At 45.2% G+C, this 21,449-nt stretch carries 17 protein-coding genes and 1 pseudogene; 14 read left to right on the top strand and 4 right to left on the bottom strand.

Translation table 11 applies throughout. From position 1 onward, the window contains the following. Positions 1–8 precede the first annotated feature (8 nt). The 14 genes and pseudogenes from MKY95_RS19840 to MKY95_RS19775 all read left to right on the top strand — a co-directional run bounded on the left by MKY95_RS19840 (position 9) and on the right by MKY95_RS19775 (position 17,440). Positions 9–803, top strand: coding sequence for an ABC transporter ATP-binding protein (locus MKY95_RS19840; protein ID WP_076317596.1), 795 nt, complete (start codon positions 9–11; stop codon positions 801–803). 5 nt (positions 804–808) lie between these two features. Continuing rightward, complete coding sequence (locus MKY95_RS19835; RefSeq protein WP_339200020.1) at positions 809–1,642, top strand: ABC transporter permease; 834 nt, start codon at positions 809–811, stop codon at positions 1,640–1,642. A gap of 348 nt (positions 1,643–1,990) precedes the next feature. Further along, positions 1,991–2,968: an aromatic acid exporter family protein gene (locus tag MKY95_RS19830; protein ID WP_036613548.1), complete on the top strand. Its 978-nt coding sequence runs from the start codon at positions 1,991–1,993 to the stop codon at positions 2,966–2,968. A 75-nt stretch (positions 2,969–3,043) separates the two neighbouring features. Next, positions 3,044–3,604 carry an outer spore coat protein CotE gene (locus MKY95_RS19825; RefSeq protein ID WP_017687912.1) on the top strand — a complete coding sequence of 187 codons (561 nt, stop codon included), beginning with the start codon at positions 3,044–3,046 and terminating at the stop codon, positions 3,602–3,604. Between the two features lie 201 nt (positions 3,605–3,805). After that, positions 3,806–5,056: a hypothetical protein gene (locus tag MKY95_RS19820; protein ID WP_339194105.1), complete on the top strand. Its 1,251-nt coding sequence runs from the start codon at positions 3,806–3,808 to the stop codon at positions 5,054–5,056. A 207-nt stretch (positions 5,057–5,263) separates the two neighbouring features. Then, positions 5,264–8,065 carry a DNA mismatch repair protein MutS gene (gene mutS / locus MKY95_RS19815; RefSeq protein ID WP_339194104.1) on the top strand — a complete coding sequence of 934 codons (2,802 nt, stop codon included), beginning with the start codon at positions 5,264–5,266 and terminating at the stop codon, positions 8,063–8,065. Between the two features lie 21 nt (positions 8,066–8,086). Further along, complete coding sequence (mutL, locus tag MKY95_RS19810) at positions 8,087–10,315, top strand: DNA mismatch repair endonuclease MutL (RefSeq protein WP_339194103.1); 2,229 nt, start codon at positions 8,087–8,089, stop codon at positions 10,313–10,315. 17 nt (positions 10,316–10,332) lie between these two features. Beyond that, positions 10,333–11,118: a class I SAM-dependent methyltransferase gene (locus MKY95_RS19805; RefSeq protein WP_036672760.1), complete on the top strand. Its 786-nt coding sequence runs from the start codon at positions 10,333–10,335 to the stop codon at positions 11,116–11,118. Beyond that, positions 11,099–12,055, top strand: a complete 957-nt coding sequence (gene miaA / locus MKY95_RS19800) for a tRNA (adenosine(37)-N6)-dimethylallyltransferase MiaA (RefSeq protein ID WP_036672759.1) — start codon at positions 11,099–11,101, stop codon at positions 12,053–12,055. Before MKY95_RS19805 ends, miaA begins: the two co-directional genes overlap by 20 nt. Positions 12,056–12,428: 373 nt before the next feature. Continuing rightward, positions 12,429–12,671: an RNA chaperone Hfq gene (hfq, locus tag MKY95_RS19795; protein WP_017687918.1), complete on the top strand. Its 243-nt coding sequence runs from the start codon at positions 12,429–12,431 to the stop codon at positions 12,669–12,671. A gap of 169 nt (positions 12,672–12,840) precedes the next feature. Further along, complete coding sequence (locus MKY95_RS19790) at positions 12,841–15,507, top strand: PBP1A family penicillin-binding protein (RefSeq protein ID WP_339194101.1); 2,667 nt, start codon at positions 12,841–12,843, stop codon at positions 15,505–15,507. Between the two features lie 300 nt (positions 15,508–15,807). Continuing rightward, a complete protein-coding gene (locus MKY95_RS19785; protein ID WP_036672757.1) occupies positions 15,808–16,371 on the top strand; it encodes a DUF402 domain-containing protein in 564 nt (187 codons plus the stop codon). A gap of 110 nt (positions 16,372–16,481) precedes the next feature. Then, positions 16,482–17,051, top strand: a pseudogene (locus MKY95_RS19780) (AAA family ATPase); the annotation flags it as partial. Between the two features lie 107 nt (positions 17,052–17,158). Continuing rightward, positions 17,159–17,440 (top strand): hypothetical protein, encoded by a 282-nt coding sequence (locus MKY95_RS19775; RefSeq protein WP_339194099.1) that lies wholly within the window; start codon positions 17,159–17,161, stop codon positions 17,438–17,440. Positions 17,441–17,498: 58 nt separating this feature from the next. Here MKY95_RS19775 and MKY95_RS19770 read toward each other — a convergent pair whose 3' ends face one another. From MKY95_RS19770 to MKY95_RS19755, 4 genes are all read right to left on the bottom strand, one after another. Beyond that, positions 17,499–17,885, bottom strand: a complete 387-nt coding sequence (locus MKY95_RS19770; RefSeq protein WP_339194097.1) for a hypothetical protein — start codon at positions 17,883–17,885, stop codon at positions 17,499–17,501. Positions 17,886–17,909: 24 nt separating this feature from the next. After that, positions 17,910–18,824: a peptidoglycan recognition family protein gene (locus MKY95_RS19765; protein WP_339194095.1), complete on the bottom strand. Its 915-nt coding sequence runs from the start codon at positions 18,822–18,824 to the stop codon at positions 17,910–17,912. Then, positions 18,825–19,295, bottom strand: a complete 471-nt coding sequence (locus tag MKY95_RS19760) for a phage holin family protein (RefSeq protein WP_339194093.1) — start codon at positions 19,293–19,295, stop codon at positions 18,825–18,827. A gap of 99 nt (positions 19,296–19,394) precedes the next feature. Then, on the bottom strand, positions 19,395–21,440 hold the full coding sequence (locus tag MKY95_RS19755; RefSeq protein ID WP_339194091.1) for a DNRLRE domain-containing protein: 2,046 nt from the start codon (positions 21,438–21,440) through the stop codon (positions 19,395–19,397). Positions 21,441–21,449: the final 9 nt, after the last annotated feature.

Here is a 21,449-nt window from a genome sequence, read left to right as displayed (position 1 = left end):
TGAGCAGAATGCCTGAATCCGAAAGTGTGATCCGACTGGAAGGGATCTCTCAAGTATACGTCAGCGAGCGGGAAGCTTCCTTGGTGATTGAGGACTTGAGTCTGGAGATCCAAAAAGGAGAGTTCGTCAGTCTGGTTGGACCGAGTGGATGCGGTAAAACGACATTGTTGTCGATCATCGCCGGGCTGCTCACACCCACCCGAGGAGAGGTTAAGGTTAAAGGCAAACTCGTTGGCGGCCCCTCAGCACAGATTGGTTATATGCTTCAACAGGACTATCTGTTTCCGTGGCGGACCATTCTGGATAATGCATTAATCGGTCTTGAACTGACAGGCAGACTGGATGAACGGAGCCGTGAGCGTGTACGGGAACTGCTGGTAAGTATGGGATTGGCCGGAACGGAGAATCAATACCCTTCAGAGCTTTCAGGAGGCATGAGACAGCGAGTAGCCCTGGTGCGCACGCTGGCAACCGATCCGGGGATTTTATTGTTGGATGAACCATTCTCAGCACTTGATTATCAAACCAAGCTGCAATTGGAGGATCTGGTCTCGGACACGTTAAAACAGTTTGGCAAAACATCTGTTCTCGTCACCCATGATTTGTCTGAAGCCATTGCGGTCAGTGACCGCGTCATTGTACTGGATCGCAATCCGGGCCGCATCCGTCGTGAATTTATCATTCCCGATGGAATTCGTAAATCTCAGCCGTTTCATGCCAGGGAGCAAGAAGGATTTAATGCGTTGTTTCAGGCATTGTGGAGTGAACTGGATCAGTCCGGGGGAGGTGAGGAAGACGCGTGAATCCAATGAATCCAATGAATCCGAAGCAGGAAAAGCGTGACGAATGGATGGGGCAGCTGCATCGGAATCATATTCAGCAGGTGGCTAGATGGCGACATCAAGTGCTTGCCGTACAGTTATCTATGTTAGTATGTATGTTTTTGCTATGGGAAGTGGCAGGCAGACTCCGTTGGATTGATGTACTGTTATTCAGTTATCCGAGTAAGGTTTTTGCCCAGATTGGCAAGGACATCGCTAGTGGCGAGTTGTGGGCACATGTTGGGGTAACCGTAGGGGAAACGGCGGTTGGTTTTTTACTGGGAACACTGGTGGGAACCTTGCTTGCGGTTTTAATTTGGTGGTCTCCTTTTTTGTCCAAAGTGCTGGACCCCTATATGGTTGTATTCAACAGTATGCCAAAGGTAGCACTTGGCCCAATCTTTATTGTGATGTTCGGCGCGGGTTTTACAGCGATTGTTATGACCACGTTGTCCATTACGGTTATTATTACAACATTGGTCGTGTATAACAGCTTCAATGAAGTCGATCCCAATTATATCAAAGTCATTCGTACGTTTGGTGGAGAACGTTCCGAGATTTTTACCAAAGTTGTATTACCTGCTTCTTTTCCGGCGATTGTATCCACCTTGAAAGTGAACGTTGGCATGGCTTGGGTGGGTGTAATTGTGGGTGAGTTTCTTGTCGCCAAACAAGGACTCGGTTATCTCATTATCTATGGATTCCAGGTATTCAACTTCACACTTGTATTATCAAGTCTGTTAATTATTGCTGCAGTTGCAACAGCCATGTACCAACTTGTTGTCTATGCAGAACGCAAAATGCTGGCTGGCCGAAGGTGATTCGGAAGTGTTTTACTCGTAATGTGACCGGGTATGATATGTATACAATTTCACAAGGGGTGTCACGTTGCCCGATACCGTAAAATCAAGTACCATATTTAGTATGATTATTCCGCGCAGATCCGGAATGAATGCGATGATTGGAGAAGAGGGCCTTGAGGTTCTGTCGCAACGATCTAACTTGCCAGCGTCCCTCATTCGGGGCGTGTTGCTGTGACCGGCATGCATGCGCATGTCGGTTGATGTCGTCTAGTTTACTTTTGGATGAGACATACTAGTCATGATAAATGAATGAGGCGACGAGCTGGCTAAGAATTTTTTTGCTGCTTAGAGGAGATGGAATGTTAAATGGGTTTTAGGGTAATTAAAACTGCAATCGCCGCATTAATGGCTGTATTGATTGCAGACTGGTGTCGCTTGCCGGGACCAACATCAGCGGGATTGCTTGCCATTCTTGGTGTGGATGTAACGAGAAAACGAAGTATTCGCACCATATCGGCGCGGTTCTTTGCTTCCGTAGTTGGACTTTTATTTGCAAGTGTACTTTTTCACTTTCTAGGCTTCCATTATTGGGTGCTGGCGGTATACATATTGATCGCATTCCCGGCTATTGTCCGGGTAGGATTTAAAGAAGGCATTGTTACAGGTTCTGTTGTGGTGTTTCGGGTGTTCGGCGGCGGGGAGATGGACGTGCATGTCGTCCTCGTGCAAATTGCTTTGTTGTTAATTGGTCTTGGTTCCGCAATGGCGGTTAACCTGGCCTACATGCCGGCAGCAGATCCACAGATGCTGCGCATTCGCAAACGAATCGATGAACTCTTCTCGAAGATTTTCAAGGAATTTGCGGCCACGCTGCGTAATCCCAATGAAGCATGGGCAGGGAGAGAGCTGATTGAAGCAGATAAAGCGATACTTGGCGGTATTGATGCTGCCAAACGTTCTCTGGAGAATCAGGTGATTCATCCGAATGAGGAATGGAGCGTCTACTTCTATATGCGCAAAACGCAGTTGGACTCCATCCAGCACATGATGCATCTCGTGTCCCAGATCTATCAGAAGATGCCACATGCGGAGATGGTATCGGAGCTGTTCGATCAGCTTAGTCAGGACGTACTCACTGAATCCTACACGGGACGAACTGAAAAACTTCTTGCAGATGTGCAAGAAGAATTCAAACGTATGGAGCTGCCGGATACAAGGGAAGAATTCGAGATTCGTTCTGCAATTCTCCAGCTGTGCCGCGAACTCGCGCTGTATCTGAAAGTCGCGAAGAAGGACAAAGCACCGTCCCCAATCTCGGACCGGTCCCAATCTACAAACGAATAATAGAAAATAGTTGTCACCCTAGACGAATGCCCTGCATACACTTGTAGTGAATGATTGTATGGAGGAGGTTTAAAGATGTCATTGAGTCATAAACATCAATGTAGAGAGATTATCACGAAGGCGATCTGCGGCAAAGGTCGTAAGTTCTCTACCGTAACACATACCGTGACTCCGCCAAATGGTCCGACAAGTATTTTGGGGGCTTGGATTATCAACCACCAATATGAAGCCGTATCAGCGGGTGACGGAATTGAAGTTATTGGTACTTACGATATCAACATTTGGTATTCCTACGACAAGAACTCTCAGACGGATGTAGCCAAAGAAACGGTCTCGTATGTAGAACATGTGCCTTTGTCCTATCTGGACCCGAAACACCGGACTTCCACAGTGGAGGTATCTGCGGATGCAACGCAGGAACCTAGCTGTGTGGAAGCCACAGTATCAGCAGGTGGAAGCAGTGTAATTATCCGGGTAGAACGGGAATTCGCTGTGGAACTCGTTGCCGAAACCAAAGTTTGTGTGAAGGTCTGCACAGATGGTTGCGGTGACTACGAAGACAAGGACTATGACTTTGGCAGTGCCGATGGAGATTATGACGATCTCGATCCCGATCTGCTCGACGATGAGCTGTGAGTTTGACGCCTGTATTTGATAACCTAAGGTATCATATGCGCCAGAAGGCGCGGTGAAGAGGGCGTAAGCCCTCTTTCTTCTTAAATATTAAAAAATGGGTGGTAACGAGCCTCGCAATGTGCCTGAAATACCTTTCACGGGAAGGCTCCGCATTGCGGGGTTATTTTTATTTTAGTTGCATGATCCGGGAGGGGGGACGTAATGAATGTGATGGAACAAGCGGAGGAAGCGTTGCGCCGATATGAAAGGATGACTTCTGGAGAACGTGCAGAACGGTTGAAACAGGCAGGCATTGAAGTATTGTCACTGCACGATCGGCGCAAACGTGAACCAGGCTTGCGTGTACGCTATGACGTAGAGATAAGCTGTCTGCAGGCGATCCGGATCAAACGCAAGGATACTAGTGGCATGGGAGGGGCACAGGAAACTCTGTTGGAGCGTGAAGCGAGTTCAACCTTGTTCAAGCGCATAGAACGACTTGCGATCAAAACGCTGTATACGCTAGGGCTGGATCATGGAGCTGTTCGAATGGAATCCTCAGGGAATGGCGGCTGTGCAGTGATTTCGATCGACCCGTGTCCCTGGAAAGGGGTGACCAACCTTGCTGCTACCTATAGGGAAAGCTGGAAGCAGCATCAGGAACTGCTGGATGAGGAACTGAGTCACAGACCCATTCCAATACTCGGCATGGACCCGGAGTTTCTTCTGGTGCAGATGCCGGAATCCAAAATCGTACCCGCCTCCAGATTTCTTGAACGTACAGGAATGGCAGGCTGTGATTCCGTGACGATTGGTGGACGGCGCATATATCCGGTTGCCGAATTGCGGCCTGCTCCCAGCTCCGAACCACGAGAACTGCTGGCTCATCTGATGAGGGCATTCGCAGCTGCTTCCCGCAGCATTAGTGATCACTCGCTCATCTGGCAGGCAGGAGGGATGCCACAACGGGGGTTACCTTTGGGTGGTCATATTCATTTTAGCGGGGTGAATCTTACCGGGGAACTGCTTCGTGCACTGGACAATTATCTGGCATTGCCACTGGCATTTCTGCAAGACCCCCGTGGATCGGGAAGACGACCCCGTTATGGAGCACTTGGTGATTTTCGTCTGAAATCCTATGGTGGGTTTGAGTATCGTACGTTACCCAGCTTTCTTGTGTCGCCCCTTGTTGCGAAAGGTGTTGTGGCCTTGGCAGGTCTGATCGCGAGCGGGTATACTCAATTACGGCAGCGTCCGTTGGCGAAAGCTGAGGTTCATGCCGCTTTTTATGAGGGAAAGCGCGAAGTGATTAAGGAACACATCCCAGCACTCGTAGATGATCTGAAGAGGTTGGATGGATATGCACGTTATGAACGATATGCGTCTCCGTTAATCCTTCAATTAAAAATGGGAAGAACTTGGGATGAGAGTCGCGATATTCGCAAACTCTGGAATATTCGGGCAGGTTCATGAAGTACGGGCGTTTTTTTGATATAATAAGAAACAAGTCTTTTATGAGTAATAAGCTACTACGGAAGATATGGAGCAGCAACCCTTGAAGGAAGTGGCGATTAGCCAACACATAAGGCGGAGGCGCAAACACAGTGCCTGACCGTCTTATTGTCCTTCCAGGACGCGTTTCTTCCTGACATTATAGGAACGGGATGGAGGATATTCATCATGGCTCAGTATACGCCAATGATTCAACAATATTTGCAAGTGAAGGCCGAAGCACAAGATGCTTTTCTATTTTTTAGACTGGGTGACTTCTATGAATTGTTCTTCGAGGATGCGATTAATGCTTCCCGTGAACTTGAGATCACGCTGACCGCACGCAACGGAGGCACGGATGATAAAATTCCGATGTGTGGTGTACCTTATCATTCGGCTGACAATTACATACAGCGTCTGATTGAAAAAGGATATAAAGTTGCGATATGTGAACAGATGGAAGATGCAAGTGTAACCAAAGGCATGGTACGACGTGAAATTGTACGTGTGGTTACACCGGGAACGGTAATGGAAGGCAAGACACTCGGTGACAAGTCCAACAACTACATGGTGTGTCTTACAGGTAATCAAAATACGCTGGCGCTCGCGGCCTGTGATCTGTCAACGGGTGAGTTGTATGTGACATCCGTACCCTATTCCAAGGAATGGCTCAAGGATGAAATCGGCATCTACGAACCATCGGAGCTGGTGGGGGATGCAGCGCTGCTTGAAACAGTAGAAGCCGAGGCGTCTCCAATCGGTCGTCCTGTGGTCTACACGTCGTGGACAAAGAATAAGGAAGATCTGGTCCGTCAGCAGTTTGGCGAGGCTGTCTGGGCAAGATTAGAGCCTGAACGTCAAGCGTGCATTGCACGTCTTTTCTCCTATCTGAGTGAGACACAGAAACGTTCTCTGGGGCAGTTAACTCAAATCTCAACGTATGAGCCCGATCATTACATGATCTTGGACCCGTTTACCCGCCGGAACCTGGAATTGGTGGAAACTGTGCGTGAACGCTCCAAAAAAGGTTCATTACTCTGGTTGCTTGATCGGACCGAGACGTCCATGGGTGCGAGAATGCTGCGTCGTTGGGTCGATAAGCCATTGTTGCAAAAAGGGAAGATCAATGAGCGTCTGGAAGCTGTGGATACGCTATACAACCAGTTTATATTGCGTGAAGACCTGCGGGCAGAACTCAAAGACATCTACGATCTGGAGCGTCTGGTAGGTCGGATCGCGTTTGGTAATGCCAATGGTCGTGACCTGAATGCGCTCAAGTCATCGCTGGAGAAAATTCCAGGACTTCGTCAACATTGCGCAGGATCATCTTCCGCAACATTGCAACATATTGCTGAAACGATGGATGATTGCAATGATCTGCGTGAAGCCATCGGGCAAGCCATTGTGGACGAGCCGCCGGTATCGGTAAGGGACGGAGGTCTGATTCGTGAAGGGTACCATGAACGTCTGGATGAATTGCGTGAGGCTTCGGTTAACGGGAAACAGTGGATTGCCGAGCTTGAAGCGCGAGAGCGTGAGGCGACAGGCATTCGATCGCTGAAGATTGGATATAACAAAGTGTTTGGTTATTATATCGAGATCACCAAGTCCAATCTGTCCGCGCTGCCAGAGGGACGTTATGAACGTAAACAGACACTTGCCAATGCAGAACGTTACATTACGCCGGAGTTGAAGGAAAAAGAGACGTTGATTCTCGAAGCTCAGGACAAAATGGTTGATATTGAGTATGGGCTGTTCGCAGAGCTGCGCGAGCGGCTGAACAAAGAGATTGCAAGATTGCAGAAGCTGGCTGAACAGGTAGCGGAAATTGATGTGTATCAATCTTTTGCGGTGATCAGCGCTGAGCGAAACTTTGTACGTCCTACGTTGACCGACGGTTATGATCTGGTTGTGGAAGAAGGACGCCATCCGGTCGTTGAGGCGGTCATGCGAGATGGCGCATTTATTGCCAATCACACGGCAATGACCAAGGAAGAGGCACGTATTCTGCTGATTACTGGACCAAATATGGCTGGTAAGAGTACGTATATGCGACAGGTCGCTTTAATCTCCATTTTGGCGCAAGTAGGTTGTTTTGTACCTGCGGGTCAGGCGGAAGTGCCGATCATGGATCGCATTTTCACACGGATCGGTGCCGCGGATGATCTCATTGGCGGACAAAGCACATTCATGGTGGAGATGGCCGACATTCAGGTCATGACGGACAAAGCCACACCACGTAGTCTGATTATTATCGATGAATTGGGACGCGGAACGTCGACCAGTGAAGGTATGGCGATTGCTCAGTCTGTTATTGAATATGTACATGATATTATTGGCTGTAAAGCTCTTGTATCAACTCATTTCCATGAACTTGCTCATCTGGAGGAGAGTCTGGATAAGCTGGCCAACTACTCGATGGCGGTACAAGAGAGCGGTGACAAAGTTAATTTCCTGCGCAAATTGATTGCCGGGGCAGCCAGCAGCAGTTATGGTATCTATTGTGCACGCCTTGCAGGTCTGCCTGATAGCATTATTGAGCGGGCGAATGGACTATTGCATGGGTTCGAACATGCGGCCGCGCAAGTAGCTGTGGGCAGTGAATATATCGGAAACGAGAAGCAGGAAGAAGGCTTGAAATTAAAAGGTGGAGAATTCCAGCACACGGATTCAGCACCATTGATCCGGGAACACGAGATTGTGGAGAGTGCAGAGTACACACCTTCTATTGAAGATTCGGTTGGGAAGCAACATGCCAAGAAATCAAACAGCAAAGGACAGTCCAGCGCAAACCATTCGGATGTGGTTCAACTGTCCATCTTTGGAGATGATGAGCCGAATGTGGCAACGAAACCGGATGTAGTTGCGGTGGATAAACCAGCGCGAGAATTCATCCGTACGATGAAAGATATCGATGTCATGAATATGACGCCTCTTCAGGCGATGCAGATATTGAATGATCTCAAATTGAAGGCACAGCAATTATCCTGAGTATAAGGGAGGGGAAAACCTGTGGCGAAGATACATGTGCTTGATGAACATATTGCCAACCAGATCGCGGCGGGTGAAGTGGTCGAACGGCCTGCTTCAGTTGTCAAAGAGTTGCTCGAAAACTCGGTGGATGCAGGCGCCACCAAGATTGAAGTGACGGTGGAAGAGGGTGGACTCCTCAGTATTCGTGTCAAAGACAATGGTACAGGTATTGAGCCAGAGGACATGGAAACCGCCTTTTATCGTCATGCGACCAGCAAAATAGCCCATGGCCGAGATCTGTTTCAGATCACAAGTCTTGGATTCCGTGGCGAAGCCTTGGCGAGTATTGCCGCCGTGTCCAAGGTAGAGGTATTGTCGGCAAGTGACAATGATGGGCGGGGGCGCCGCATCGTGATTGAAGGCGGGAACCTTGTTTCTCATGAAGATGCAACCTCACCCCAAGGTACAGATTTTGCAGTGAGAGAACTATTTTACAATACACCTGCCAGACTCAAATATATGAAAACGATCCAGACGGAACTGGGACATATATCAGATGTCCTATACCGGATGGCGATGTCTCATCCAAACATTTCGTTCCGACTGCGCCATAATGAGAATGTGCTGCTTCAGACGTTGGGCAACGGCGATCTGCTACAAGTGGTTGCAGCGATCTATGGGACAAGTGCTGCCAAAGCGATGCTTCCCATCCAGGGAGAAAGTCTGGATTACCGGGTGAGCGGGCTGATCAGCCTGCCAGAATGGACACGAGCGAATCGTAATGGTATGTCAACGATTGTTAATGGGAGATTTGTTCGCAATTACGGTCTCAATCAGGCGATTCTCAAAGCCTACCATACCTTGCTGCCGATCAATCGCTTCCCACTTGTCGTGGTGCAGTTGGAGATGCACCCCTCTCTTGTGGATGTGAACGTGCATCCGGCCAAGTTGGAGGTTCGCTTCAGCAAGGAACCAGAACTGTATGAATTCATAGAGACGACGTTGCGGGGTATACTCCGGCAGGAGGTACTGATTCCACAGGTCAAAAAACAGCAGATTCGACGTGGGGACGATAGTTCCTTTATCCAGGAACAATTCCTCTTTCCACGTGGTCCGCTGAAAGATGCATCTGATGCAGAAGGATATGGGCAACAAGGGCCACTTGGGAAACCTACTGCTGCACATCTGAAGTTAACTGCAGAAGATGATGATCTGGATTTGGATGCTCCGGCGGATGTGTCTACAGCACAGCCAGTATTTGAACAGGGTCACTCAGTGCCGTTGCCAGAAGCTCCACCTGAGATTACACACCCCCCTGTGCAGTTAGAAAGTTGGAACGGGGATATTTTGCAGAAGATTGATAGTCATGACGGGGGGCAGACATCCGTTAACGTGCAAGAAGGCACTAAGGATGTAAGTACAAGTTCAAGTACAAGTTCTACCGAAACTGTTCCCAAATCTGACCTCTCTTCTCAAGATGGTGGGGATCGTGGAGCAACAGAGAAACCGCTGGCTGAAGGCAAACCAGCTACGTATCGCTCCGATTCCGTATATTCACCGGTTAGGGAAGCACGTTCATCGTATAATCCGTCTTCGATTGCCAGAGGTGAACGGACGTGGAAAACTTCAGGTCTGCCTGATGCCACTAAACTTGCTGCTGCCATTAAATCGGATGCTTCCATGCCTGTATTTCCGGAGCTGAGTCTGATCGGACAGCATCATGGTACGTATTTGATCGCGCAAAATGACCAAGGTTTATATTTGATTGATCAGCATGCTGCTCATGAACGCGTGAATTATGAGTACTATTACGAGAAATTTGGTAACCCTGCCCAGGCCTCACAAGAGTTACTGCTGCCTATTACGCTCGAATTTACACCTTCGGAGACGGAAAAGCTGAAAACAAGGCTGGCCTGGTTCGAACAGGCGGGTGTATATTTGGAGCATTTCGGTGGACAGACGTTCCGTGTACGCTCCCATCCGTTCTGGTTCCCCAAAGGGGACGAGAAAGACATTATCGAAGAAATGTCCGAGTGGGTTCTTAGTGAACGCAGCATAGATTTAGCCAAGATGCGAGAAGCTGCATCCATTATGTGTTCCTGTAAGGCATCCATCAAAGCGAACCAAAAGCTGACGGATCAGGAAGCAGAGGTGCTGATTCAGCGTCTGGGTTCATGTCGTCAGCCCTATACGTGTCCACATGGGCGGCCAATTGTGATTTCATTTTCAACATATGATCTGGAAAAATTGTTCAAACGTGTTATGTAGCTATTTAGGAGGAATCTATGTATATTACAACCGGTGAAAAGGAAGCGGCTTTACTTGTGGAGCGGGCCCGAAACCTTGCTGAAACAACAGGGGGTACTTACGTGCGCCGTAATAAAATGTCTCTGCCCATGATGATTGAACACTATGAGGCGGAGGAGGTTCTGGTTGTACTCCAGGGTAAAGTGCGTCTATTTCGGAAGGATTCACCGTTGCTGGAGTTCCACCCCAGCATGGGATTTGTTCGTGCCAAACGTATATTGCGAGGAGAACCTGATCCACTGCTGGAGGCGGGGGCGGTGAATGAAGGGGATACCATCATCGATTGTACAGCCGGACTGGGCACGGATGCACTGGTGTTCTCAGTTGCAGTGGGTAAAAGTGGACGGGTGATTGCATGTGAGAGCTCTCTTCCGCTATATACACTATTAGTGGAGGGGATGTCTCAATATGAGACGATCAAGCCAGCGGTAAATGAAGCTTTCCGGCGCATTGAGCTGCATCATGCAAATCATCTTGAGTTGCTGCGTTCCATGCCGGATCGAAGCTGTGATACCGTATATTTTGACCCCATGTTCCGTGAACCGATGATGGATTCAAGTGCTATACAGCCCTTGCGAGATTATGCAAATGCTCATGCGCTGGATGAACAGAGCATTATGGAAGCAAAACGGGTTGCCCGTAAACGGGTAGTCATGAAAGAAAAGCGCGGCAGCGCGGAGTTTGACAGGCTCGGATTTGAAATACTTGATCGGGCGAATGCAAAAACCCTGTACGGAGTGATTAATGTTGAAAGTGGAAGTTAAACCAAAACCTAAACTGCTTGTGTTGGTTGGACCAACAGCAGTAGGCAAAACAAGAATGAGCATCGAGCTTGCCCAAGCTTTCAATTGTGAGATTATCTCAGGAGATTCGATGCAGGTATATCGTGAAATGGATATCGGAACTGCTAAGATAACCTCTGAAGAAATGAAGGGTGTACCCCATCATCTAATTGATATCCATGAACCGGAGTATCCGTATTCTGTGGCCGAGTTTCAGGAGAGTTGTACACGATTGATTAGTGAAATTCACGAACGCGGTAAAATGCCTTTTATCGTAGGTGGCACCGGTCTATATGTGGAATCAGTATGTTACGGCTTCCAATTTTCTGATAGCGGTTCGGATGAAGCGTTCAGAGAGGAACAATTCAGCTATGCTGAGCTAAATGGAGCTCAGGCCCTTCATGATCGATTGAGGGAAGTTGACCCCGTTAGTGCGGATCGTCTGCATCCGAATGACCAGCGGCGAATTGTACGTGCGCTTGAGATCCATCACCTCACAGGCGAGAAGTGGTCTGACCAGCTGGCAGTACAGAAGAAAGAATCGCCTTATGACCTTCTTATTGTTGGTTTGACAATGGATCGGCAGAAGTTGTACGCCCGGGTAGAAGAGCGGATTGATCTGATGATCGAACAAGGTCTGGTAGATGAGGTGAAATCCTTGTTGGAACGCGGAGTGGCCAGAGGTCATATTTCCATGCAAGGGTTGGGATATAAGGAGATTGCAGCGTTCCTGCAAGGGGAAGTGAGTTGGGAAGCTGCGGTTGAGTGGTTGAAGAGGGATACGCGTCGGTTTGCCAAACGGCAGCTTTCCTGGTTCCGCCATATGAAGGATATTGAATGGGTGGACATGACGGATACCCAGGATTTTGAAGGGAAATACAAGCAGATTAGTGAATTGATTACACGGAAATTTGATTGATTTAAGCGAATATTAGTATTCTTCTGACAGGCATCGATTAGATCAAGATATGTAAACCTCTACCTTCTGGTCATCAAAAGGATAGAGGTTTTTATTTATCACTAGAACAGATGGTAGAGATTAATCATTCGCCAAACAACGAATAAATGTGCTTTTAAATGAAGATTTTGTCCCTCTTTTGCAAAACAGACAAGCGGTGTATAATGGATAAGTCTTCTATTTGTTCACCTCGCTAAGAATGGGGGTAAAATAGCAGACAAGGGGTTTTTGTGGATTATATGAAACTGTTCATGATATAATAGCACGAAAGCTACTCAGCGATATTGAATATTACTTGAACACGAATTCAAATGAACCAATGGGGGTACGGCTAATGAACAAGTCCATCAACATCCAAGATACGTTCTTGAACCAACTGCGGAAAGAAAATATTCCTGCTACGGTCTATCTGACCAACGGCTTCCAAATCCGCGGGACGATCAAGGCATTTGACAATTTTACGATCGTCATTGACAGCGACGGACGCCAGCAAATGGTCTACAAGCATGCCATCTCCACGTTCACGCCGCAACGCAGCGTATCGCTGATGCAGCAAGATAACAGCGGCGAAGCTTAAAAAATTACGAAACCTTTTCACCAACCATTTCGTCTACAAGTATAGGTATTGAAACAGAGCAACCTGAATAAAGGGTTGTTCTTTTCATTCCGGGCAAAATATGTTTAATATATGCCTGAGCCTACAGACGATTAGAAATTATGCAACCGAAAGGGAGTCAGGAGGTAACATGCCAAACGATCCGTTGTCGAGGTCTAACAATCGCAACAACAATAATAAGTCACCCAAAAAAGCGAAGCCAAAGACCTCTAAAAAGAAAAAAATTACGGGTAAACGCGTTGGATGGACACTATTTTTCACAATGGCAATCGCCATATTCTGTGCACTAGGCGGATATTTATTTATTATGGTGAGTGGTGAAAATCTGCTCAAAGCCAATAAGGACAAAACCACAATTAATGAAACTTCAAAAGTATATGATCGCAATGGCCAATTAATGGGGGAGCTATCCATTCAGAAGCTGGACCCCGTCAAAGAAGACGATATTCCTGAGCTGGTGAAGCAAGCCTTTGTTGCGACGGAGGATAAACGCTTCTATGATCACCAAGGTGTGGATATCTGGTCCATTGGGCGTGCGGCGGTTAAGGACGTCATGGCTCGTTCCATGGTGGAAGGTGGTAGTACATTAACCCAACAGCTTGCCAAGAACATGTTCTTGTCCCGTGACAAAACGTTCTTCCGTAAAGCAACGGAAGTATCGATTGCCATGGCATTAGAGCGCAAGTACACAAAAGACGAAATCCTGACGATGTATCTGAACCGGATTTTCTTCGGTCATCAGCGTTACGGGATTAAAGCGGCATCTGAATTTTATTTTGGAGAAAAAGATCTGAATAAACTTGAATTGTGGGAAATTGCCACACTAGCAGCGATGCCCAAGGGGCCTTCTGCCTACAATCCTGTAAGCAATCCGAACGATTCCAAGGCACGACGTGGCGTTGTTCTCCAGCTAATGTATGATCAAGGCTACATTACGAAGGAAGAGATGGATAAAGCTAAAGCGGTAGATTATAACTACAAGCGACCAGAAAAAGACCAGAAATATCAAGCCTTTATTGATTATGTTCTCCGTGAAGCTGAACGTGTAACAGGCAAAACGGAAGATGATCTGAATATCGGCGGATACAAAATCTATACAACCATGGATGCTCAGGCTCAAACAGCCATGGAAACTGCCTTCACAGATGATAATCTGTTCGAGGCAAGCAAAGACGATCAACAAGTCCAAGGCTCCATGGTTATCATGAACCATGAGAATGGTAGCCTCGTTGCCCTCCTGGGCGGACGGGATTATCAGACCAAGGGTTATAGCCGTGTAACGCAGAGTCGCAGACAACCGGGTTCAGCTTTTAAACCGATTGTATCTTATGCACCGGCGCTTGAATCAGGAAATTACAGTGCCAACTCGTCGCTGAGTAATGCAAAGCAATGTTTTGGTAACTACTGTCCTGGTAACTTGCATGGATATTCTTCAACGATCAGTATGACGGAAGCCATTACGAAATCGGAAAATATTCCTGCGGTTTGGCTGCTTGATAAAATAGGCGTTAACACAGGTATTAATTTTGCCAAGAGTGTAGGTATACAGCTGACAGATGAAGACAAAAACCTGGCGATTGCCCTCGGTGGTCTAAGTAAAGGTACAAATACACTGGAAATGGCGCAAGCCTATAGTGCATTTGCCAACCTCGGAGAATACCGACAAGCCTATGCGATTAAAGAAATCAAGGATAGCGCAGGCAAAACCACCTATAAACATGATAACTCGGACACAACGCGTGTCATGAGTGAGCAAAATGCGTATCAGCTTACACAGATGCTGCAGAACGTTGTTAATGACGGTACGGGACGTTCAGCGCGTCTGGATCGTCCGGTAGCGGGTAAAACAGGAACTGTTCAAAGTGGTATCTCTGGCAACAGTGCCAACCGTGATGTATGGTTTGTTGGATACACACCGGAATGGACTGCCGCAGTCTGGATGGGGTATGACAATCCGGATGCCAATCATATGCTTAAGAACAGCAGTAAGCTGTCAGCAGCTTTCTTTGCCAAAGTTATGGGAGATGCTTTAAAAGGCGTTCCAGTGAAGCAATTCAAAGCACCAGCTGGAGGGCAGGCACCTCCGCCAGTAGAAGAACCAGAAAAGCCGGCTCTGTCCGTTAGTGGGCTGAGTGGATCATACGATCCAAATGCACAAACCGTCTCCCTGAGTTGGACTGGAACGGGTGACGCGAGTACTCAATATCGGATTTATCGGAAAGAAACATCTGAAGCGCAGTTCACTCATCTCATTGATGCAGTAGGAGCGACCAGTGCACAAGATTTAAGTGCGTTGCCTGGTCTAACCTATGAGTACTATGTGACAGCTTACGACTTGGCATCAGGACTTGAGACGGATCCTTCCAACACCATCTCCTTGATGATTGAAGCGCAGGAAGTGCCGCCGGAGGAACCTGATCCTGGTATAGACCCTGGAACAGAGATAGATCCTGAGCAGCCAGGTACGGAGAATCCGGACAATGGTACACCGGATAATGGCAACTCGAACGGTAATAACGGTAATGGAAATGAAAATGGCAACAACGGAAATGGTAATAGTAATGGTAATAACGGAAACAATGGCAACGGTGGTAATAACGGCGGAAACGGTCAACCTGGGGAAGAAAATACGACCCCGCCTGGTCAGGGCACAACAGATCCTGGCGGAAATGGTGAAGGTCCCGATGATGGGGGCGTAACAACGCCGGGCGAAGTTGTAACTCCGGACAGCGGAACAAGTGGGGATACTGGAGGGACAGATGCACCTGCAGATTCCCAAGCTGGAACCGGCGGCTAAGCGAATGAATCACTAAATAGCTACATTATAGCTACATTGAAAAAAATGCTTCCCGGGAAACCGGTGAAGCATTTTTTTGTGTTATATAGAACCAACTGTAATGGAAGCTGATTTGATGAATAGGTGGGACAAAGCTTGATTTTGAGTGTAAACCTTAAATATGGTAAGCTGTAACTATTCGTAATACGTTGTGCAAGGGTGGGCCCAGAGCGCTGGAATCCATCAGGCGGACGTTATTACATTGTTCACCAATAACATCAGAGCAGGTCACGGACCTGTAGTCGGCAAAGAGGGGTTCGTATGAAACGGAAATTCGGGGATCGCGCGAACTGGCGCCGGATTACGAACCGACAATTCACATGCCGGTTCGTTCAATCCAAAATTTTCACAGGTTATATTACGTTGTACACCATACAGGATTTGAAAGAACCTCTGTGGAAAACATATGGAGGCAGTACCTTCTGTATCGCAGATAAAGGTTATTCCTGGCTGCAATACTATCCGAAGGGAGAGCACTTTGTTGTTACGGCGATGTTTGACGATCAGGAACGGATTGTAGAGTGGTACATTGATACATGTCGTAGTCAGGGGATAACCGATCAGGGTGTTCCTTGGTTTGATGACCTGTATCTGGATGTCGTTGTACTGAAAGATGGAGAAGTATTTTTGCTGGATGAAGATGAGCTTGAAGATGCACTGTCACGGAAACATATTACAACGGGTGATTATGACCTGGCGAACAAGACGGCTAAGGAACTGCTGCATGCCATTGATGCACATGTATTCCCATACTTTCAGTTATCACTGAAGCATAGGCCGAGTTTGTTTGAGAACGGAGAGTTTCGAAAAAACATTCAGATTTGAGACATCTACTTATCCGTAGAATTCTTCATGATCCTTCTAATATTGGAGCACCTGATAGAATACATTAATAATCAGGAGAGTTCAGCCCGATAAAATAGAGGTGATGGCGAATGAACGGACGGGTCATGGCTGCAGGAGAGCAACCAGGAGGCAGACCATCCAGACAAATTAATATTGTGTTGCGTAACCAGGAACCTCAGATGTTGGTCAAAGATGAAGCAGCGGCAGTACAGGCAGCCAAGAGTATAACCAAACATGCACACTTCCAGGAGATACAGGGTGAGTTGGAGCAACTGGTTGGACTTGAAAATATCAAAGACTTGGTGTTTGAGATCTATGCTTTCCTACAGATTGCTCAGATGCGTACCGAAGCAGGCTTACTTAGTGGTGCGCACGTGTATCATATGATCTTCAAAGGCAATCCGGGGACCGGTAAGACCACCGTGGCGAGGATCGTTGCCAAACTCTTTCAGAAGATGGGTGTGTTAAGTAAAGGTCATCTTATTGAAGTAGAGCGTGCAGATCTGGTTGGAGAATATATTGGTCACACGGCGCAGAAAACAAGAGATCTGGTTAAGAAGGCACTCGGTGGGATATTGTTCATTGACGAAGCCTACAGTTTGGCCCGCGGGGGAGAGAAGGATTTTGGCAAGGAAGCAATCGATACGCTTGTAAAATCCAGAGTGAGAATATATATGTTTATGATTCAATCCCATATGAAAAACCTAAGTGGGGAGGTGAATCCTATACCCACAAATGGGGTGAGATTGAACACCTCTATGACGACATGTTGAAAATGTACAATGAAGACCTTCTTAGCTTTGAACAAATTGCAGAAGCCACTAAAGCCGATTGGTGGACGATTAAGCAAATGTTTAAAGCTAAGGGAGCAAATATATTGACCACAAAAGAAAGAGGCATGAAAAGACGAGCTCGTGACTTTGAGAGGATTTATAATCTACACTATGTTGAAGGGTTGTCCCTTACAAAGATTTATAAAGATTATGAATTAAGTCCACCATATTGTAGACAAGTGCTCCAAGAAAACATACACAAGTTGAAAAAATGAAAAAAATACCCCTCAAGAGAATAATATCTCAAGAGGGGTTAAGTTTTACCTATATTTGTTATTTATCTTTGTTTGAGTGCAAAATTGCCTGATCTATCACAATCTCAATAAGTTGACGCTCAGAAACCGTTGGTATGACTGCGTTTTTCGCCAACAAATCGTCAATAATTCTCAATGAAATTGCCCTTTTATCAACATTGTCATCCATGTGTTCATTTACGTAATCAACAACTCTATCTGCAATATCTAGCGCAAATGTGGCTTTATTCTTATCTAATTTACCAGTCTTGATAACATCGAGTGCAAGACGAGTCACCAACAACATTTGCTTCATACCCTCTGTTTTATCCTTCGTTATCCATCCTTTTTTCTTAGCAAAAGGAATGACAAATAATCCTCCAGCAACAGCAGCAAGGATGATCGCAATAATATATAATTCGTCCATTTGTCTTATCTCCTTTATGTATAATTACTTGCTTACTTTGATGTTATTGTCTTTACGGTAGTTAATCACGAGTTGTCTCCAGAAGTCATAGCTACCTGTGGTGTCAGAGATGTAATCCTTATAATATTTGTAGGCTTCCTGTGCCCATGTTGGACATTCCATATTGGCTTTTAATTTCTCTGCTTTAATCCAGTCTGCTTGTTGTTGAATTGTTTTCTCAAGAGTAGCTACTTGTAATTTTTCAGCTTCGGTCATAGGTTCGTCATCCTTTGGTTTTGTAATTGGAACTGGAGTGGCATTTGGGATATTGTTTCTTAAACGATCTAATTCAGCTTTTATTTGAGGTATAAAGTTTCTATTAGCTGCGGCAATACTGTTGCCATCACCCCAAAAGTTTGTTCCCGGACACGTCTTACTTGATTTTCCCGGTATAAAATCTGAAAGTCTCGTTCCTGTTTTGGGTGTGTACCAAGCATGGTAAACAACAGTGTCTGTATTTATAGACAGGTTTAATTTTTCAGCCAAACAAGCATACAGATGAATGACAGACTGTTTTTGGTTATCAGTCATTGTGTCTCCACCTTTATCAAAGTTGCCTATGATTTCAATACAAATTGCTCCGGTGTTTGATCCAGCAATACCAGCAGGAGTTTTATTTAAATCTCTATCTAAACTAATAGCTATTTGACCCGATTCAGTAACTGTTATATTTTGTCCAGTCCCCGACCATCCTTGAGACAAATGATACGTTCTCATACCCTCAAGACACTTCCAAATATCTTGTTTTGCAATTCCATTCAGTAATTGTCGCGTTGCATAGTTTGGTGAAGCTGTGTGGTGTACCTGTAGTCTATCAATGCTTCTAGTTATTTTTTGCTTCTGTAGCCATGAACGAAGCTCGACAATATCAAGTAATAGAAAATTACCTTTTTGAATCATTCAATCACTCCTTTTTTTGTCTTCAGTATCTTCAGATTTTTGTTCGCTTTTTGATTGAAACACTGTAACTGCTTGCTTCAATTGTTTCGGGAGGGCGACATCAAGCCTAACTAGATTTTCTACTAAACTGATCAGTTCATTGCCTATATAAAAGAATAATCCACCCAACATAAATCCCAAATTGCCTTCCAGCCCCAATAGTGAGTCAATTCTATATAGGATTGCTATCACTAAGAACATTAAGAATTTTTTGAAAATCCCCCAGAAGCCCTTATTCGAACTTAGACCCTTCGTAGGATCGTTTGGAAACTTGTTACCCTCATATACAGCAGCAGCCATTCCAGTTAAATAATCTACTACACACAATATCGCCAATGTTATTAGTCCCTCTGACCATCCACCAAACATGTATGCCCCAATGGTAATGAGTGAACCCAAAAGAAACTTTTCAACATTATCCATTAAAGGCATCTATATTCCACCCCCACAATATAATTTATAAATTTGTCTGACACATTGTTTTCCTTCTCTCAATTAAAATAAGACTCCCCACATGGAGAGCCCTGAAAATTAAAGTATGTAGTAATATGCTCCTGAAGATTTACCTCTGATTAATATTAATGAATCCATATCACTAACATCGCGTTTACGTATACTTACTATTGCATCCATGTTGTTTATTCCCGGAACTCTAGGATATAGGTATCCACCAAGATCAGGTTTAGATATGGTTAGTTCTGAATCAATCTCTTTGAATTGTTTAATTAGAATTGTCGACTCTAGATCGCTAAACTGTCTAATATCGATTACACTGTCTAGATATTCTCTATCCTTGATGTAAATCGTTCCATCTTGTTCAGATACATATCTGATTTCTAATGTAGAATACATATTAGGTCGAGAGATGCCAATTGCACCATCTAAATAAGAATTTGCGGGGACGTTGATCTCTGCATCCAAGTCAGAATGATCAATAGCTCTAACAATTAGTTGTCCATGGATATCAGGTCTTGATATTCCTATTGTGGAATCATAATCATCATATGCTTTAATATTAACATAGGCATCGATGTCCTCATGACTATAGCCACGGATGTAGATTTCAGATGCAATATCTGGATTACTAATAGTTAAGAATCCTTCTTGATAATGCTGATAAGGAACATCTATCACTGCATCAACATCATAATCACCTTGTTCACGGACTGTTATAGCTCCCGTTAAGTCTGGATTGGATATTGTCAGCAGAGATTCCTTTTCTTCATAAAACTCATTTCTGATTGATAGCTCAGCTTCCAAGTCGAGTCTAATTCGTTGATAGTTTGAGACTTCAATATAGGACGATAAATCTGGTTTAGAAATATTAAGACTACCAGTTAAATCATTATGGGCGCGATTAGCAATTGAAATCTCACTAATCAAACTTACTTTTGGATCAATCGTAATCATTGAAAACATATCCGGTATTGAAATAGCTAACGAGGTGTCAACTTCAGTTACTCCGTCTTCGATAATTGTGATACTGGATTCCATTTCATTTGCTGCACGAATAGCTACGGTCATGATCGAGTTTACATCTGGTCGACTTACACCCAATAAGCTATCCATCTCTATAAACAGCGGATCTTCGTATCTGTGTACATATATCGAGGAATCTAAGTAATTCCATCCACGATCACTTTTAACTGTCAATGTTGAGTTGAGATCCTTATTACCTTTTCTGTATACAAACAATTCAGAATCAATTTCAGAACGCCCATAGGATTGCACTGCTGATGTTATGTATCGAACTTGTAATATTGGAGGTTTAGTTGACTCACGAGTATTGAAGTAGATAGGAGTATTATCAGCAGACCTTATGTTTAATCCATAATTGATCAACGAGCCATCTTGCCATTGCTTTAATACTTCTAATACATTAATCTCAACATATTTCTCTGATGTATTTATAGTGTATTGATTGGTAAGCAGTTGAGTTGACTGTGGTTTGTTTGCATAGGTGATACCATACTCACGCCAAATTGTGTTAGGCTGATATATCTCAATGTTCGCGTCAGATTTAATTGTTCCTGTATAGTACAATCTCAACTTTGCATCTTCGAGATAAAGTAGGTCGGGTACAGCAACTTTTAAATCGCCAAAGTTAACGAACGACTCAAATTCCTCTACGTTGTCATGACCAATCATCATGCGTTGTGTATCACCATAGTTAATCGTCTGCAAATCAATACGACTACGTGTGGTGGCATCTCCAATTGGCTTCAATTCAATGTTAGTTCGAGGGGCTTCGATTAATTCAAATCTACCTTGTGCTCTATTATGTGGTCTGACATTAATTGAACTCTCTAGTTCAGTGAACATTATAGCTTCAATTGTAGACTCTAGATCGCCATAAGCACGATACATAACATCTAGACTGCTTGAGATGTCTTTGTTTCTTATAGATGACTTAACAGAAATGATTGAATCTAACGTTGATTCTTTTCTTGTTGCTATAATCAGTTCAGACTCTAAATTTGTCTCATCTTGAGCATATAATACATACTTACTTGTAAAACGGTTGGAGGGACTCTTTACATATATAATCCCCTCCGTATCATGGTCATCATAGTACAAAAATGTCAC

The sequence above is a fragment of the Paenibacillus sp. FSL P4-0176 genome (genome assembly GCF_037975265.1).
GTDB lineage: Bacteria > Bacillota > Bacilli > Paenibacillales > Paenibacillaceae > Paenibacillus > Paenibacillus amylolyticus.
This window is presented reverse-complemented; position numbering and strand designations above follow the sequence as displayed.

Excerpts from the sequence above, each read along its gene's own strand:
- mutS (WP_339194104.1), top strand. The coding sequence starts at position 5,264 with ATGGCTCAGTATACGCCAATGATTCAACAATATTTGCAAGTGAAGGCC.
- MKY95_RS19835 (WP_339200020.1), top strand. The coding sequence starts at position 809 with ATGAATCCAATGAATCCGAAGCAGGAAAAGCGTGACGAATGGATGGGG.
- MKY95_RS19775 (WP_339194099.1), top strand. The coding sequence starts at position 17,159 with ATGTTGAAAATGTACAATGAAGACCTTCTTAGCTTTGAACAAATTGCA.
- MKY95_RS19790 (WP_339194101.1), top strand. The coding sequence starts at position 12,841 with ATGCCAAACGATCCGTTGTCGAGGTCTAACAATCGCAACAACAATAAT.
- MKY95_RS19830 (WP_036613548.1), top strand. The coding sequence starts at position 1,991 with ATGGGTTTTAGGGTAATTAAAACTGCAATCGCCGCATTAATGGCTGTA.
- MKY95_RS19765 (WP_339194095.1), bottom strand. The coding sequence starts at position 18,824 with ATGATTCAAAAAGGTAATTTTCTATTACTTGATATTGTCGAGCTTCGT.
- hfq (WP_017687918.1), top strand. The coding sequence starts at position 12,429 with ATGAACAAGTCCATCAACATCCAAGATACGTTCTTGAACCAACTGCGG.
- MKY95_RS19805 (WP_036672760.1), top strand. The coding sequence starts at position 10,333 with ATGTATATTACAACCGGTGAAAAGGAAGCGGCTTTACTTGTGGAGCGG.
- MKY95_RS19770 (WP_339194097.1), bottom strand. The coding sequence starts at position 17,885 with ATGGACGAATTATATATTATTGCGATCATCCTTGCTGCTGTTGCTGGA.
- MKY95_RS19825 (WP_017687912.1), top strand. The coding sequence starts at position 3,044 with ATGTCATTGAGTCATAAACATCAATGTAGAGAGATTATCACGAAGGCG.
- MKY95_RS19840 (WP_076317596.1), top strand. The coding sequence starts at position 9 with ATGCCTGAATCCGAAAGTGTGATCCGACTGGAAGGGATCTCTCAAGTA.
- miaA (WP_036672759.1), top strand. The coding sequence starts at position 11,099 with ATGTTGAAAGTGGAAGTTAAACCAAAACCTAAACTGCTTGTGTTGGTT.
- MKY95_RS19785 (WP_036672757.1), top strand. The coding sequence starts at position 15,808 with ATGAAACGGAAATTCGGGGATCGCGCGAACTGGCGCCGGATTACGAAC.
- MKY95_RS19820 (WP_339194105.1), top strand. The coding sequence starts at position 3,806 with ATGAATGTGATGGAACAAGCGGAGGAAGCGTTGCGCCGATATGAAAGG.
- MKY95_RS19760 (WP_339194093.1), bottom strand. The coding sequence starts at position 19,295 with ATGCCTTTAATGGATAATGTTGAAAAGTTTCTTTTGGGTTCACTCATT.